The organism is Thermoleptolyngbya sp. PKUAC-SCTB121 (genome assembly GCF_016919485.1).
Classification (GTDB): Bacteria; Cyanobacteriota; Cyanobacteriia; order Elainellales; family Elainellaceae; genus Thermoleptolyngbya; species Thermoleptolyngbya sichuanensis.
On sequence record NZ_CP070366.1, the window covers coordinates 915632 to 930578 of the forward strand.

General features: G+C 56.6%; 13 protein-coding genes and 1 pseudogene. 9 read left to right on the forward strand and 5 right to left on the reverse strand.

Features of this window, described 5'->3' with window-relative positions:
- Positions 1–2: 2 nt before the first annotated feature.
- On the forward strand, positions 3–1628 hold the full coding sequence (locus JTM80_RS03820) for an alpha/beta hydrolase (RefSeq protein ID WP_172356818.1): 1626 nt from the start codon (positions 3–5) through the stop codon (positions 1626–1628).
- Positions 1629–1662: 34 nt separating this feature from the next.
- Here the strand turns inward: JTM80_RS03820 and JTM80_RS03825 are convergent, their stop codons facing one another.
- From JTM80_RS03825 to JTM80_RS03840, 4 genes and pseudogenes are all read right to left on the reverse strand, one after another.
- Positions 1663–2112 carry a DUF6036 family nucleotidyltransferase gene (locus JTM80_RS03825; protein ID WP_172356820.1) on the reverse strand — a complete coding sequence of 150 codons (450 nt, stop codon included), beginning with the start codon at positions 2110–2112 and terminating at the stop codon, positions 1663–1665.
- Positions 2113–2369: 257 nt separating this feature from the next.
- Positions 2370–2945: a Uma2 family endonuclease gene (locus tag JTM80_RS03830; protein ID WP_205370636.1), complete on the reverse strand. Its 576-nt coding sequence runs from the start codon at positions 2943–2945 to the stop codon at positions 2370–2372.
- Positions 2946–3036: 91 nt separating this feature from the next.
- Positions 3037–3243: pseudogene (locus tag JTM80_RS03835) on the reverse strand (hypothetical protein); the annotation flags it as partial.
- Between the two features lie 166 nt (positions 3244–3409).
- Entirely contained in the window at positions 3410–5182 is a 1773-nt protein-coding gene (locus JTM80_RS03840) for a ShlB/FhaC/HecB family hemolysin secretion/activation protein (RefSeq protein ID WP_205370637.1), read from the reverse strand.
- 728 nt (positions 5183–5910) lie between these two features.
- Here JTM80_RS03840 and JTM80_RS03845 point away from each other — a divergent pair.
- Positions 5911–6249 carry a hypothetical protein gene (locus JTM80_RS03845; RefSeq protein WP_172356826.1) on the forward strand — a complete coding sequence of 113 codons (339 nt, stop codon included), beginning with the start codon at positions 5911–5913 and terminating at the stop codon, positions 6247–6249.
- Between the two features lie 164 nt (positions 6250–6413).
- Here JTM80_RS03845 and JTM80_RS03850 read toward each other — a convergent pair whose 3' ends face one another.
- Entirely contained in the window at positions 6414–9146 is a 2733-nt protein-coding gene (locus JTM80_RS03850) for a cation-transporting P-type ATPase (protein ID WP_205370638.1), read from the reverse strand.
- Positions 9147–9621: 475 nt separating this feature from the next.
- On the opposite strand from JTM80_RS03850, the gene JTM80_RS03855 reads away from it, so the two are divergent.
- From JTM80_RS03855 to JTM80_RS03885, 7 genes are all read left to right on the forward strand, one after another.
- Positions 9622–10134 carry a signal peptidase II gene (locus tag JTM80_RS03855; protein ID WP_205370640.1) on the forward strand — a complete coding sequence of 171 codons (513 nt, stop codon included), beginning with the start codon at positions 9622–9624 and terminating at the stop codon, positions 10132–10134.
- 267 nt (positions 10135–10401) lie between these two features.
- Positions 10402–11649 (forward strand): YbaY family lipoprotein, encoded by a 1248-nt coding sequence (locus JTM80_RS03860; RefSeq protein WP_205370642.1) that lies wholly within the window; start codon positions 10402–10404, stop codon positions 11647–11649.
- Between the two features lie 340 nt (positions 11650–11989).
- Positions 11990–12496 carry a MarR family winged helix-turn-helix transcriptional regulator gene (locus JTM80_RS03865; protein WP_172356832.1) on the forward strand — a complete coding sequence of 169 codons (507 nt, stop codon included), beginning with the start codon at positions 11990–11992 and terminating at the stop codon, positions 12494–12496.
- Complete coding sequence (locus tag JTM80_RS03870) at positions 12489–12929, forward strand: lipocalin-like domain-containing protein (protein ID WP_172356834.1); 441 nt, start codon at positions 12489–12491, stop codon at positions 12927–12929. The genes JTM80_RS03865 and JTM80_RS03870 overlap by 8 nt, the downstream gene beginning before the upstream one ends.
- Before the next feature lie 296 nt (positions 12930–13225).
- The gene (locus JTM80_RS03875) at positions 13226–13747 is read left to right on the forward strand and encodes a KGK domain-containing protein (RefSeq protein ID WP_205370644.1); all 522 of its coding nucleotides are present in this window, start codon (positions 13226–13228) and stop codon (positions 13745–13747) included.
- 147 nt (positions 13748–13894) lie between these two features.
- A complete protein-coding gene (locus JTM80_RS03880) occupies positions 13895–14407 on the forward strand; it encodes an isoprenylcysteine carboxylmethyltransferase family protein (RefSeq protein ID WP_205370645.1) in 513 nt (170 codons plus the stop codon).
- A gap of 92 nt (positions 14408–14499) precedes the next feature.
- On the forward strand, positions 14500–14889 hold the full coding sequence (locus tag JTM80_RS03885; RefSeq protein ID WP_172356840.1) for a YkvA family protein: 390 nt from the start codon (positions 14500–14502) through the stop codon (positions 14887–14889).
- Positions 14890–14947 lie beyond the last annotated feature (58 nt).

The following is a 14947-nucleotide window of genomic DNA, read 5'->3' on the forward strand; positions in this document are numbered from 1 at the left end:
GGATGAGAGGAGTTCGTCGCTACACGGCTCTGGCGCTGCTGAGCGCGTTGGCGATATTGGGAACGACGCTTCCTGGCTGGGCTGCAACCCAGATTTATCTGCGCTATGGCCCGCTCCGCCTTAATGTTCCGGTGCAGGCAATTGAGAACTTTGGCAAAACAGGCGACGACCCCCGCCTCAGGTTCTATCTCAAGCGGCTTGCGCCCCATCAGCGATCGCAGCTTCAAAACACCCTCAACGCCACCTACGACGTGGACTTGATGATGGTGTCGCAGTTTAGCTATACCCGGTCGGGAGAGCGGCTGCTGCAAGAGGTAGGGGGGCTACTGCGGACGGCATCTGGGCGCAACGGCGCGGGCAGCCTGCGGAGTGCGGGCATTTTGGCGGCGGCCGATCCAGACGGCTTCAGCGTGCTGAGCTTTCTGCGGAATTTGCCCGTAGATATGCAGATCGACCTGCGGCAGGCCCTCGCCTTTCAGCGGCGACTGGGGGCGCTGCTGCAACGGACGGCAGTTGTGACCAATCAGGTGATTGACGCGACGCAGGCGATCGCCCAGACTGAAGCCGACGTGCTGCGAACCCTGCCGCCCATCGACCCGCGCCAGCCTGGTTCTGTCGCGTTCCAATCCCAAACGCTGCGGCTGGTAGATGCTCAGCGCGATCGCCCCCTTGTGGTAGACCTCTATCTGCCAGCGGTGGATAGGCCCGCCCCGCTGATCGTCGTGTCGAACGGGCTGGGCGCACGGCGCGATCGCTTTACGCGGCTGGCCAGCCATCTGGCATCGCACGGCTTTGCGGTGGCCATTCCCGACCATCCAGGGAGCGATCGCGATCGCCTCCAGGATTTTTACGACGGGCTGCACCGAGAAAACTTCGACCCCGCCGAGTTTGCCAATCGCCCGCTGGATATCTCCTTCTTGCTAGACGCGCTGGCTGAAATGCCGCAGCAGGGACAGTTCCAACGCATCGACCTGGAGCGGGTGGGGGCGTTTGGCTATTCCTTTGGCGGCACGACCGCCTTTTCCCTGGCGGGCGCAGAGATACAGCTTTCGTCGCTGGAGCCAGCCTGCCAGTCCGATTCGTTCATTCTCAATATTTCGCTGCTGTATCAGTGTCAGGCGCTCGAAGCCCCGCCGCCGCCCAACCTGCGCGACCCTCGCATCAAGGCGGTCTATGCCTTTTTGCCCTTTGGCAAGAGCCTGTTTGGAACGGGTCTCTCGCAAATTAACGTGCCTCTGCTGTGGGAAGCGTCCGACGAAGACTTGCTAACGCCCATGCTCAAAGAACAGGTTCCCTCGTTTCAGCAGCTTACCCCCTCCGCGCCCCAGGCAGAGCGCTATTTCGTGCTGACCAAAGGACTGCCCCACGCCCGCATCAGCTACGAAATCGCCGGCCGCACGGCTGGCGGAGATTCTGGGTCAGACCGCCCCACGACTCGCCCCTCCTGGGAAGACATCAAAGCCATCTCCGAGCGCTATCACCACGCCCTGACGCTGGCATTTTTCCAGACCCACGTTGCCGGAAATGAGGACTATCGCCCGTTTCTCACGGCAGCCTACGCCACCCAGCTTGCGGAGCCGTCTTTCCCGATCGGCTTTGTGGCCTCCCTTGATGCCGTGGAGGATTAGCCCGTGGCAGAGTTGCCTGAATAGTGATTTTGCTCTATTCCAGATTTTCTAAGTCATTGAGATCCTTCAGCCTGCCGCTAGCTTGCTTATTGCGCTTTAGATCTTTCAGGCTAATAATCTTCACCTCAACACCATCCAGTACATCAACTGTCTTCTCTGCGTAGCATTCTTCAAAAGACACCCCAGAAATGGTAGTCAGAACTTCGATTCTAAATGGAGGAACCCCCATACGAGCGATTTTGTTGGGTTGTAAAAATAGCTCTGAGGTTAGCCCCTCTACATTGAATCCAAACTCTCGAATTGCATCCACTACTTTTTGAGCGTTTCCTGGATTGATTGCAATCCAGATGTCTATGTCGGCGGTTGCACGGGCATAGCCATAATATCCAACCGCATAGCCACCGATTAGTAAATACTCAACTTGTTTTGAATTCAGCAATCTCAAAAAATCTTTGAAATCTGACGGTAGAAGGCTTGTAGCCATAGATAACCTGTCGCATCTGCTCTATTGCTTGCAGCCGCTCATGGGGTGTTTTTGAGCGCCAATATTGCGTCTCATCGGAATCGTCAAACAGAGACACAACAGAAAAAGCAGTTTTATCTACGCTAAACATAAATGCAACTAACAGAGTAATTTTGGAAAGCATTACTCTAATTTTTAATCAGTTTAGAGTGCTGCACTAGTGCTAGTTTACTATACTCAAACCCTGCTGGATTCTCTCGCTGGCGATCGCCCCTCACTCATCCTGCGGCAGTTCCAGGCACTTTTTGGTAGAGGGTGGCGATCGCACACTCCAGCCCCACACTCTCAAAGCGCACCGTGTCACCCACGCCGTAGCGCTGCCCAACCCAGCCCTCTGCCGTCAGCCGATAGCATTCCAGCGCCATTTCAGCCTGATTCACTAGCACGTACTCGCGCAGGGTTGGCACGGTCTGATAATCGGCAAACTTGTCGCCCCGGTCAAACGCAGCCGTGGAGTCTGACAGAATCTCGATAACCAGCGTGGGAAAGCGGATGAAATCTTCGGTCGTGGACAGGTCGCGCTCGTCGCAAGTGACGACGACATCAGGATAGTAGTAGCAATCGGCCGCCTCTAGCCGCACCTTCATATCCGACGACATCACCAGGCAAGGCGAATCTTGCAAATAAACATTCAGCAGCGTGGTCAGGTTACTCGCCAAAATAACGTGGGACTTTTTCGCCCCCACCATTGCATATACATGCCCCTGCCGATACTCATGCTTAATCGGGCTGACTCGCTCGCCCGCCAAATAATCTTCTGGAGAGATGTAGAACCTGCTGTAGGGCGCTTTCATCGACTCAAGCCACACGCCAAGATTCTATTCAGTATGACATCACTCTAAAGGTAATGAAGGTAAAGGGCGATCGCCCTCTATCTTCCCCTTCCTATTCCGGTGCCCACGGCCCCACCACCGCCTCGCCGCGCTGCTCTTTGGCAGCAAGCTCCAGATTCAGCAGCAGCAGCCGCTCTAGCAGGTCGTCGTCTTGGGCAAAGCCGTAAGCCTTGAGCACCAGCGCATCAAGCTTGGCATGGAGCTTGGCAAGCTGGCTGCTGGGTTCATGAAAGTATTCGTTATAAAGCTGGGTACTGCCCTGACACAGACATGACACAGATCATGGCTCAGAATTCCCTGATCTCGTCTTCCTTTCTCTGCGGCACAAACTAACTGCGGCAGACACTAAGTAATGCACCGCGTAGTAATGCACCTCGTAATGCACTTCGTAGGTCGCCATATTCGCGATCTCCTGGCGCGACGAGCTAAAACGGGAAGTAGCGCACCGACAGGTAGAATCCGTTATCTTGCAGCGAGTCGCCCTGAGACTGCGCCTCGATCAGCGGCAGCCCATAGTCTAGCCCCACCACCAGATTGGGCAACGCCTCCCAGCGCAACCCTGCGCCAATGCCCAGCAGAAAGTCGTCTTCTGGATTATCGAGGTCGATGTTCCACGCATGGCCCGCGTCCAAAAATGAAATTAGCGTCAGGCGGTTGGAGTTTCGCAGCAGCGGAAAGCGGGCTTCGAGAGACCCCCAGATGGCGTTGTCGGCCACAATTTGGTTTTGGGCATAGCCGCGCACCGTGTCGAAGCCGCCCAGCCCAATCCGCTCAATCGACAGCAGCGAGTCGGGCGTGAGTTGGGCATTGAGCCGTGCCAGAAAGAGCGATCGCCCCGAAAAGCGCCGCACCCATTGAAACTGCCCCAGCCATTTGACAAACAATCCGTCTGTGCCGCTGTCGTTGACCGTTGCGCCAAAGGCATCCAGCCCAAAGCTAAACTCTGACCGGGCGGCTAACACGCTAAGGCGATCGCGCTCTACCCAGTCCTGAAAAAACCGCAGCGCCGTCACCCTGGATTCGCCGTTTTCTGCGCCGCGCGAAAAGCTGAAGGGGCGATCGCCCAAAATGAACGTCTGGCTGCGGCGCAGATCTAGCCCCACGCCAACGGCAAATTCCTGATTCACGCTGCGCGAGAGGGGCTGGCGAAACTGGAGCGACCAGGTTTCGGCCTCGCTGCGGATGTCAAAATCCTCAAACGCATCTTCGATAATGCGGCTATCGTTGGTGTTGTAGCTGAGGGTAATCGTGCCGTCGCGGGGATTGACCGGAAGGCTAACGCCGATGTTGTAAAGGTTTAGCCCGTCGGTGCGGCCGTAGCTGGCGAAGAGGCGATCGCCCGCGCTCAGCAGATTGCTGTAGCTGGCAGAGACGCTGAACTGCGCCGAGCCAATGCTAGAAGACTGATAGTTGTCTGCGCCGATATTTGCAGAAAACGGTGACGCTTCCTGCAAATTTACCGCCAGCAGGCTGCGGCCGGGAACGCTGCCCGCCGTCAGTTCTGCATCCACCGATTCAATCTGTGGATCAATTTGCAGCAGTTGCAGGGCCCGCTCCAGATCCCGCTGGTTTAATGGTTTTTTTCCGGCTAAGCGAAGGCGCGATCGCACGTAGCTCGGATTCAGACGCTGCAAGCCCGTAATTTGAATAGTGTCTTCTAGTTCTCCTTCCACAACTCGAATTTCGACCACGCCGCTGCGAACGTCTTGGTTATTCGGCAGGAACGCGCCCGACGTGATGTAGCCCCGCTCCACGTATAGCTGCGTGATGGCGCTGCGTAACCCGATTAGTTCTTCAAACGTCACGTCTCGATTCACGCAACACTGAACGGCTTCGGCAATCTCGTCGTGCAGGATAGAGTTCCCCGTCACGATAATTTCATTCACCCGAAAGCGCACCAGCGGCACTGCCGGATCTGAAGCTGGCCCTCCCAAACTGGGGTCTAGCACGGGCGGCGACGGCTCAGCAGGCACTTCGACGGGCAGCGGCGGCGTGTCTCGCGGCTGCTCGATGGGGAAAGGGCGCGATTCAACCTCTGGCGGCAACACCCCAGGTGGAGTGGCCCCGTCGGGAATTGCCTGGGCGATCGCCCGGTGCTGCCCTGGAAACACCAGCACGAGTCCGGCGGCGGCCCACAGCACCATTCCCGTAGCGCTCCCTTCAACCATTGCCCTGCCCACGCTTCGGACGGTTGCCATTGCCTGTCTCATGCATGACTCTCTCGACTCAACGCCAGCCCTTCGTCCATTTGTTTACCTACACCTCTGAGACAGATCTACCTGAGAAGAACGCCCTATCCATACTCAATCCTGCCAGCATAGTAAAAAACCATTTGCCCTGCCCACGCTTCGGACGGTTGCCATTGCCTGTCTCATGCATGACTCTCTCGACTCAACGCCAGCCCTTCGTCCATTTGTTTACCTACACCTCTGAGACAGATCTACCTGAGAAGAACGCCCTATCCATACTCAATCCTGCCAGCATAGTAAAAAACCATTGCCTGTAAATCTACCACCCCAGGTGGCTTCCTCATGCATCCACAGTCACGCCGGCTCAAAATTGATGAATTTTATGAACTTTTGGAATCACTCGCCAAGTTGACGGGTCAATGCCTGCACCGGACAGCGGGAAGCGCTGGAGATCCACAGCATCAGAGTGTCCAGCGCGGGTGATGGAGTGATTGTTAGCAATGTGGAGGCGGAACAGGCAGACGGCTCGGCAGACTAGCGACGGCTTGAGATGAAGCAGCAGCAGACTGCAACTTAAGCGACAGGGCGATCGCCATTTCCTGAACATGAAGCGCGATCGCCCTGTAAAGACACTATGAACTGGTGAGATAGTGTCGGAAACCGGATGAGTTACATAGGTATTTTGCAGGTGTAACGGTTCCGCTCAAATACCTCATACACTCCTCTTGCATTCACCTATGAAAATGTTTCACATTGCTGCGCTGGCCCTTGCCCCGGTGGTTTCGATTTTGGTGAGCAGTTCCGCTTTTGCTTTGGAAGGAAGAGACGATAGCCTCCGGTGCAACTTCCAGTTTGTGGATCAGACAATGGATTCGCTGATGAACATTCGTCAGCAAATGGACACCAATGGTGAGCTACGGTTTCAGATTCAACTGATCAATGCCTGTACTGGGCAGCGGGAAACGCTGGAGATCCGCAGCGTCAACGTATACAGCACGGGTGATGTGGTGATCAACGGCTATGTGGAACACGCAGACGGCTCCGGAGACTGGCGACGGATCGAGGTGAAGCAGTAGCACCCTGGCTGCAAACGGGCAAAGGATACAAACGAAAGGGCGATCGCCATTTCCGCATGGAAGCGCGATCGCCCTTTTGATTAGGTTTTTGCTCAGGTTTTTGATTAGACTTCCGGCGGGCAATCCAAAATCGCCAATCCAAACTCCAAACTCCACAAGGTTCCCTACTCCGGCGGATGCAGCCGATTGGCGATCGCCGCCACGCCAATCATCGGCACCCCAATCAGCAGACAAATGCCCCACTGCTCTGGGCTTAGCGGCGCAGTGGCAAACAGGCGATTCATCACGCTCCACTGGCTGAAGAGAACTTGCAGGGCGATCGCCCCGGCAATGCCCGCCAACACGGCCGGAGCGGGCGGAATCTGCTGCACCCGACCGCGCAGCTTATCCACCAGTCCCAGCCCCAATTCGCTGATGCTCAGCAGGTAAAAAATCCGACCCGCTACTAGCGCCTGGATCGCCATCGTCCGCGCCAGCGCAATGTTATCCGTAGTCTGATGAATCCACTCAAACACGCCAAAAATCACAATCCAGTTGAACAGCGACACGAGTAAAACGCGCATCAGCAGCTTGCGGTTGAGCAGTGGCTCGCGGGGGTTGCGCGGCGGACGCTGCATCACCCGCTCCGACTTGGGTTCAAAGGACAGGGGCACGGTCATGGCGATGGAGTTGATCATATTCATCCACAGCACTTGCAGCGATAAAATCGGCAGCGCCCGATTCAGCAGCACGCTGATCAAAATCGACATCGACTCGCCCCCATTCACAGGCAGCAAGAAGGCGATCGCCTTCAGCAGGTTCCGATAGACCGTCCGCCCTTCCTCCACCGCCGCCTCGATGGAGGCAAAGTTGTCATCCGTCAGGATCATGTCGGCGGCTTCCTTCGCCACTTCTGTCCCTGCCCGCCCCATTGCCGTACCAATATCCGCCTGCCGCAGCGCCGGGGCATCGTTCACGCCGTCGCCCGTCATCGCCACCACGTTGCCCTTAGCCTGCAATGCTTCCACCAGCCGCAGCTTTTGCTCTGGCGCAACGCGGGCAAACACCGAGCCGTCTTCCACCGCATTGGCAAGCTGCCGATCGTCCATCTCCGCCAGGGCTTGCCCCGTAAAGGCCTGCACCTGTCCATCCCGCTGTAGCCCAATCTGGCGGGCGATCGCCGTTGCCGTGCCAATGTGGTCGCCCGTGATCATCTTCACCTGAATACCCGCAGACTGGCAGGCCCGCACTGCTCGCACGGCCTCCTGGCGCGGCGGATCGATCATCCCTTGCAAGCCCAGAAACGTCAGGCCAGTGTCAATATCCGGCGGGTCAAGCGTGTCTTGCGCCAGAGATGTTGTGGCAAAGGCCAGCACCCGCATTCCCGCCTCAGTCATAGACTCGACCTGGCGCTGAATAGCAGCCACATCCAGCGGCTGGAGTGTCCCACTGGCAGACAAAGCGCGATCGCAGCGAGAGAGAATTGCCTCCACCGATCCCTTCGCATACACCAGGCGATATTGCTTCGCACCGCTGTCGCGATCGCCTTCACCCGTCGAATGCAGCGTCGCCATATACTGATGTTCCGACTCAAACGGAATGAAGTCGATGCGGGGCAATTCTGCCTTGAGGGTTGCCATCTCAAAGCCCGCCTTTTGCGCCGACACAATCAGCGCCCCCTCCGTCGGATCGCCAATCACCTGCCACTGGCCATCATCCTGCTCCAGATAAGACTCATTGCACAGCAGCCCCGCCTTCAGGCACTCTGTCAGCGCCGGATTCATTGGCTGACCAGACTCCACGGGCTGAATTGCGCCCACTGGACTGTAGCCTGTCCCCGTCACAAAAAACGCCGCCCCGCCCGCGTAGATTTCCTGCACAGTCATCTGGTTTTCCGTCAGCGTGCCCGTCTTGTCCGAACAGATGACGGTGGCGCTGCCCAAGGCCTCCACCGCAGGCAGCTTGCGGATAATCGCATGGCGACGAGCCATCCGCGACACGCCGATCGCCAGCGTAATCGTTACCACCGCAGGCAGCCCTTCGGGAATCGCGCTCACCGCCAGCGCCACCGCCGCCTCAAACATATCTGGCCAGGGATTTCCATAGCCCAGCCCCACCACAAAAGTCAGCGCTGCCACCGCCAGGATAAAATAAAGCAGCGTTTTGCTGAATTTTTCAAACTTCCGGGTGAGCGGCGTAGATAAGTTAGTCTGCCGCTGCATGAGTTGGGAAATGCGCCCGGTTTCGGTGTCGTTGGCGATCGCCACCACAACGCCGCGCCCGCGTCCAGAAGTCACAAAGCTGCCCGCATAGGCCATGTTCCGCCGATCCGCCAGCGGCGCATCTTCCGCCATCAGGTCAATGCACTTCTCTACCGCCACCGACTCGCCCGTCAGCGCCGACTCGCTAATCTGCAAATTTCGCGCCGTCACCAGCCGCAAATCTGCCGGAACCTTGTCGCCCGACACCAGCTTTACCACGTCCCCCGGCACCAGTTCCGCCGACGACACCTGCACCGTCTGCCCATCGCGCACCACCGTCGCCTCGGTTTGCACGGTCGCCGCCAGCGCAGCGATCGCGCTTTCTGCCTTCGCCTCCTGCACGTAGCCGATGATGGCGTTAATCAGCGTCACACCCCAGATCACCCAGGCATTTACCCACGATCCCAAAAACGCCTTGACCGTCCCTGCAATCAGCAAAATGTAGAGCAATGGCTGATGAAATTGCAGCAAAAACCGCACCAGTGGACTCTTCCCCGGCGCTGCCTTGAGTTCGTTGGGCCCATACCGTTCTCGCCGCCGGGCCACCTCATCAGCAGATAGGCCAAGCCGGGGATCAACGTCGAGCGATCGCGCTACGAGGTCGGCGGGTTGCGCGTGCCAAGATTGAGCTTGCGACTTTTCTAGAGTGCGAGTCATAGGCAGTTCCAAATCAAAATCTTAAGTTCACTAAATCGAAATCTTGAGTTAAATCGAGGCAATTGCTCCCACCGAAATTTACGCCTAAGAGCTAATTTATGAAGCAAATCTTAAGAAGCCTGAAACTCTTGACATGTGTGGCTTTGAGGTCATGTTTGCCCAGGAAAAGCGGTTTCTCGGAAATCCTTGATTAACAAGGCTTTCAGGCTCCTTTACAAATTGGCTCTAAAGCAGGGAAAAAAAATCTATCGCCAGCCAGAAATTTCAAACCCCAAACTCGTCTGGATCTAACAATCTGGATCTAACAAAAAGACTGGGCAGCATGAAAACTAAAATCAGTGTGTCAACCCGAAACCTCGAAACTCATGTATTAAAACCATGCATCAAAACTTATGTATCAAAACCATGTATCAAAACCATGAACTAAAACCGATGTATCAATTGACCATAGCGGATACTGCGGGCAAAAACTTTCATGACAGAAACTAGGGCTAGAAATCGCTGGGCCTGGATCATTGGGCTGGCTGGCGGCGTGTTGGGATTTTTAATTCAAGTCCTCATACGCAAGGCTTTTGAGGAGCAGCTTCTATCCAAAACCCTGCCGCTCATACCAGGAGTTTTCCATCTCACTTATCTGAAAAATCCTGGTGCTGCTTTCTCATTTTTTGATTCAAACTTGACTTCCTGGACACTCTGGCTACGACTGATTTCAATGGGAATCATTGCTGTCGTAACGCTGCTATTTAGCAGATTTAGAAAAGAGATGATTCTGCCCCTGCAAGTGGGATTAGGACTACTGCTAGCTGGGGGGATCAGCAACACGGTCGAGCAAATTTTATACGGCGACATTGCGATCTACTTAGATTGGCGATCGCCCCCGCTTCCTATTTTCAACTTAGCAGATATAGCCGTCAGGCTGGGAAGTTTTGTTACAAACATTTCCATCCTGTATTGGCTACTTTCAACCCTCATCCGACGATTCCGCTAGAGCAATTTCTTAACAATCGATATTGCTGGACGTTGCAAAAACGGAAACTTCTGGTGATCCCCAGAAAATTCCCTGTTATCGTTCAAAAGTGATAGGACTTACGCAGTTGGACGATTTCTCATGGGCGCAGCCCGCGAGAAATCGTCCAAGACTCAGAAAACTTATCGCAAGTGCGTAGGTTCTGAGTGAGTCAATCTTGGGTTGACTTTGGGCTGACCTGTTGATGAATGCCTGGTTACTGATGCACGGATGTTACAGATGTTAACGATGAAGAAGACTATATTTTCCCGATGGGCAGGTGTGGGATTGGGCGTGATGCTGCTCGGTCAGGGCGTTGCGGGGGCGCTGCCGAGGGCGACGCTGGCCCAGGCAGGCGAAGCGTGGTATAACTGCCTGACCCGCGAAGTGTTTACGCCAGAAAAACGGGCCTGGTGCGATCGCCTCAATATCGCCCTCAACGCCAGCTACAGCGTCCCCAGCCTGGGCGAACAGCCGCAGGTCGGCGTGATTACCTTTGAAAATGGGCGGTTTGAAGATCCGAATCGGCGGCTGAATGCGGTGCTGTCGCGGCAGCAGGGACAGATCGCATTTGGCGACCTGGATGGCAACGGCCAGCAAGATGCCGTGATGATCATGGCAGTGAATACGGGCGGCTCCGGCATTTTCGTTTACCTCGCGCCGCTGCTGAACCTGGACGGGGCGATCGAGTCGCCGATGCTGGCGGGGCTGGGCGATCGCATCCAGGTCAACCGTGTCCGCATTCTGGACGACGGGCTAATCAGCGTCAACATGATTATTCAAGGCCCCAACGATCCCCAGTGCTGTCCGACGCAGGAAGTCACGCAGTTTTATCGCGTCATCGACGGTTCTGTGGTGCAAGTGCCGCCCTCTGGTGAAACGCTGCCCGCCCTCCCAGGCGCATCGACACTCCCCGACGGCACCACGCTTTCCTTCTTCCAAACACCGGGTTACGCCGTGCGCCTGTTCAGCCGCAATGGCGCAATGCGGATGAACCTGTTCAATCGGCAAACGGGACGGCTAGAGCTAAACGGCGTTCCCGTCACGGCCACAACTGATGCAGACGGCACGACCTACGCCTACGAGGGAGCGCTTTCTGCACGGGTCTGTCGCGGCAATTCAGGAACCCAATCGCTTACGGTAAACGGTATGGTGCAACAGTCATCGCTCGTCACGGGTACGGTTACCTATCTGCCGCGAATTGCGCTGCCGCCCAACGCGCTGATCGAAGTGTCGCTGGCGGATGTCAGCCGCGCCGACGCACCCGCCCGCATCTTGGCCACGCAGACGATCGAGTCCAACGGTCGCCAAGTCCCCTTTGCCTTCGCGCTACCCTATGACCCAGCGCAGATCGACAGCCGCTACACCTACGCGGTGCAGGCCCGAATCACGATAGACGGGCAGTTGCGGTTTATCAACACCACGCACACCAGCGTTATTACCAACGGCAGCCCGACAGAGGGCATTGAAATCGTGGTCGATCCAGTGCAGCGTTAGCGCAGCCCATAGGTATTAGCCCGGCAGTGTTGGATCTAGCATTCTGAATCGCCCTCTTCCCCCAGCCCCTTCTGCCAAAGGAGAAGAGGAGCCGGATCGGAAGTCCCTCGCCCTCTGGGAGAGGGATTAGGGTGAGGGCAGATGCAGTGACAACAGTTACCGACCACTGCCGACCACTGCCGACCACTGCAGGGCTTCCCGCTATTTCAGTTAGAGCGTTATGGTTTGGGGCGTTATAGTTTGGGGCGCTACAGCAGGACGGGTTGCAGGATTGCGGGGCATCGGTTTCTCTATCCTCAATCCTGCGTTAAGGTTCTCAATGTCGAGATAAAGTTGCAAGATGGAGCAAGACCGTCTCGATCACATTCTGATGCAGTGGCAGCGAGAATCGCCCCAGCTTAACGCCGCGCCGCTGGCCGTGGTGGGGCGTGTGCTGCGAATTGCCCGTCTGCTGGAAAAACACCGAGAAACGGTGCTGGCTGCGTATGGGCTAAACGTGTGGTCGTTTGACGTGCTGGCCACGCTGCGCCGACAGGGCCCGCCCTATCAGCTCAAGCCGACCGATTTGTACAGTCTACTGATGCTGTCGTCGGGGGCAGTCACCAACCGCATTGATCGGCTAGAGCAAGACGGCATCGTGGCGCGGCTGCGCGATCCGGGCGATCGCCGGGGTGTGATTGTCCAGCTTACCGACAAGGGCATCCGGCTTTCCGATCAGGTCATGCCCGTGCTGTTTGAAAAAGAGCAGGCATTACTGGCGCAGTTTGCCACAGAGCAAGAGTGCGAGACGCTGGTTCGACTCTTGCGACAGTTTCTTGTATGTCTGGAGCGATCGCTCGATGGATGACCCCAATCCGCTGGTGGGCACTTGGATGCTCGTTGCGATTCGGGCGATCGCCCCGGACGGCAGCATTAACCCCGAAGCCTACGGCCCCTCTCCCGTCGGTCGCCTAACCTACACCGCCGATGGCCACATGACGGTTCTATTTGCCCAGGGCGATCGCCCGCCGTTGAGCCATACTCCCGCTTCCCCCTTCCAGCTAGAGGCCGTGCCCAGGCCAGAACGCGCCCAGGCGTTTTCTAGCTTCAGCGCCTACGCCGGAACCTACACGCTGGCAGGCAACACCGTCACGCATCATGTGGCGATCGCCTCCATTCCCAACCGCACTGGCACAGACTTGGTACGAATCCTTTCGCTGGAGGGCGATCGCCTCACGCTGAAAACGCCGCCCAGCGCAAACTCCACGCACGTTGAGCTAATCTGGCAGCGACTTTCATAGGGTCCCTCGCCCCAGCGCCCCCTCGCCCCAGCGCCCCAGCGCCCCAGCGCCCCAGCGCCCCCTTGGCCCCAGCGTCCCCTTGCCCCAGCCCCCTTACCCTTTCGCCGCATCTCCGTATGGAATTACTCTGCCATGAATGTAAACAATCGGTGAAATCCCCACAGAAAGCCGTCTCCAAGTCTTGACAGATTGCCTTGGAATTTGCCTGATCTGACCCACCGCGCAGTGTAAAAGATGACATGGAAATGCGCGATCGCCAAAGGGGGGCAATCATGCAGATACAAAATAATCTCGATATGACGGCATTCAATGATGATGATGTGTTGTCATTTCGAGACGGCACTGTTCGAGTCGCTACGTTACGCCATGTTCTAGATGTCGCACTCAGTTCCAAGCTGCCCGATGCGCTGGCAGATTCGCTAACGACGCAAAAAGCCCTATTCGGGGGCGATCGCCAGTTTCGCAGCAGCAAAGCCTGGATGCGTCAGGATCGCAACTGGTTTCAAGACGGCATTGATTGTGAAGTCTTGCAGCTTGGCTCGGCAGGCTGGCAGCAGGGCAAACTGCGGCTGCGGGTGACGGTCGAATTTGTGCCCAACGAACTCACGGCCCAGCCCGTCTACACCGACTACGCCGAAACGCCCGAATTCATTGACTTGCCGCTGCTGCCCGACGAGACAAAGGCCAGCCTTGGGAACGCCTATCGTCAGGGTCATCATGGTCATCGAAATGGTCATCAAAACGACTACGGGAACGGCCACCTGAACGGCAATGGTCATCAAAACGGCAATGCCTACACGAATGGAGCGGGTCTCTAACCCGGCATACCTCTCTACCCTCTGCCCCAAGCCCCTGCCATCGGTTTCGCGGTAGGATCGATAACAAAGATCAATGGTTCTCAGCAATTCTGCTTCTCAGCAATTTCGGCAAGTCATTGATCCATGCCGTAATTCCGACCCATGGTTATGAAACCACTCACCGACTGGGGATTTAGCCGCGAGGACTGGTGGCAAGGCAAAAAGGGCGAATATTGGGTCATCTTGCAGGCGGTGCTGCTGCTGGGGCTGCTGATTTTGCCAACCGTGCCTGTGCCAGGGCTGGTGATTGAGCCGCCCTTGCGTTATGGGCTGTGGGCGATCGCCGCTCTGTGTGCGCTCACTGCCGCTATATTTTTGGGCAAAGGGCTGCTGGACTTGGGCCAAAGCCTGACCCCGCTGCCCTACCCGCGAGAGGATGGGCAACTGGTGCAAACGGGTGTGTACCGCATTGTGCGCCATCCCATCTACAGCGGCGTGATTTTTGCTGTGCTGGCGATCGCTCTCTATCGGCTCAGTGGGACGCACCTGCTGGCGGCGCTGGTCTTCTTTATCTTTTTTAACGCCAAGGCCGCAAAAGAAGAGGCCTGGCTCCAGGAAAAGTATCCCGACTACGTTGAGTATAAAACCCGCGTCAAGCGCCTGATTCCCTGGCTCTACTAGCTCCTGCGACCAAACCCCGCAGTGCCCAAGCTCCAGCGCTATACTCAGAACTAGTGCCTAAGAGTCAAGGTTTAAGCGTGAGGTTTTCAAACATGGCGCGTGGGTTTTCGGAACAGGGATTTTGGCAATCGCTCCAACGAGCAGCAGTGTATGCGGGGCGCGAGGTCGTGGAAAAGGCGCTGACGCTCTACTTTGCAGCTCAGCGACCCGAAACCCCCGTCTGGGCAAAAACCGTGATTTACTCAGCGCTGGCTTATTTTATTCTGCCCGCAGACGCAATTCCCGATTTTGTGCTGCTGACAGGTTATGTAGACGACCTGGGCACGCTGGCGGCAGCGCTGGGCGCAGTGGCAATGGCGATCACACCCGAAGTTAAAGCAGCCGCGAAGCAAAAAGTGACCGACTGGTTTGGCGACGGCACCGAGGTAAGCAGCGGTAGCGCTCCAGAAGGCGACGCAATTCGTGAGATTGTAATTGAGTAGTGTGATTTGCAAAGGTATGTAGTACTGAGTGACTGCATACCTTTTCGCTTAGATACCC

Excerpts from the sequence above, each read along its gene's own strand:
- JTM80_RS03855 (WP_205370640.1), top strand. The coding sequence starts at position 9,622 with ATGACAGAAACTAGGGCTAGAAATCGCTGGGCCTGGATCATTGGGCTG.
- JTM80_RS03845 (WP_172356826.1), top strand. The coding sequence starts at position 5,911 with ATGAAAATGTTTCACATTGCTGCGCTGGCCCTTGCCCCGGTGGTTTCG.
- JTM80_RS03875 (WP_205370644.1), top strand. The coding sequence starts at position 13,226 with ATGACGGCATTCAATGATGATGATGTGTTGTCATTTCGAGACGGCACT.
- JTM80_RS03860 (WP_205370642.1), top strand. The coding sequence starts at position 10,402 with ATGAAGAAGACTATATTTTCCCGATGGGCAGGTGTGGGATTGGGCGTG.
- JTM80_RS03825 (WP_172356820.1), bottom strand. The coding sequence starts at position 2,112 with ATGGCTACAAGCCTTCTACCGTCAGATTTCAAAGATTTTTTGAGATTG.
- JTM80_RS03870 (WP_172356834.1), top strand. The coding sequence starts at position 12,489 with ATGGATGACCCCAATCCGCTGGTGGGCACTTGGATGCTCGTTGCGATT.
- JTM80_RS03830 (WP_205370636.1), bottom strand. The coding sequence starts at position 2,945 with ATGAAAGCGCCCTACAGCAGGTTCTACATCTCTCCAGAAGATTATTTG.
- JTM80_RS03820 (WP_172356818.1), top strand. The coding sequence starts at position 3 with ATGAGAGGAGTTCGTCGCTACACGGCTCTGGCGCTGCTGAGCGCGTTG.
- JTM80_RS03885 (WP_172356840.1), top strand. The coding sequence starts at position 14,500 with ATGGCGCGTGGGTTTTCGGAACAGGGATTTTGGCAATCGCTCCAACGA.
- JTM80_RS03840 (WP_205370637.1), bottom strand. The coding sequence starts at position 5,182 with ATGGCAACCGTCCGAAGCGTGGGCAGGGCAATGGTTGAAGGGAGCGCT.
- JTM80_RS03850 (WP_205370638.1), bottom strand. The coding sequence starts at position 9,146 with ATGACTCGCACTCTAGAAAAGTCGCAAGCTCAATCTTGGCACGCGCAA.
- JTM80_RS03865 (WP_172356832.1), top strand. The coding sequence starts at position 11,990 with ATGGAGCAAGACCGTCTCGATCACATTCTGATGCAGTGGCAGCGAGAA.
- JTM80_RS03880 (WP_205370645.1), top strand. The coding sequence starts at position 13,895 with ATGAAACCACTCACCGACTGGGGATTTAGCCGCGAGGACTGGTGGCAA.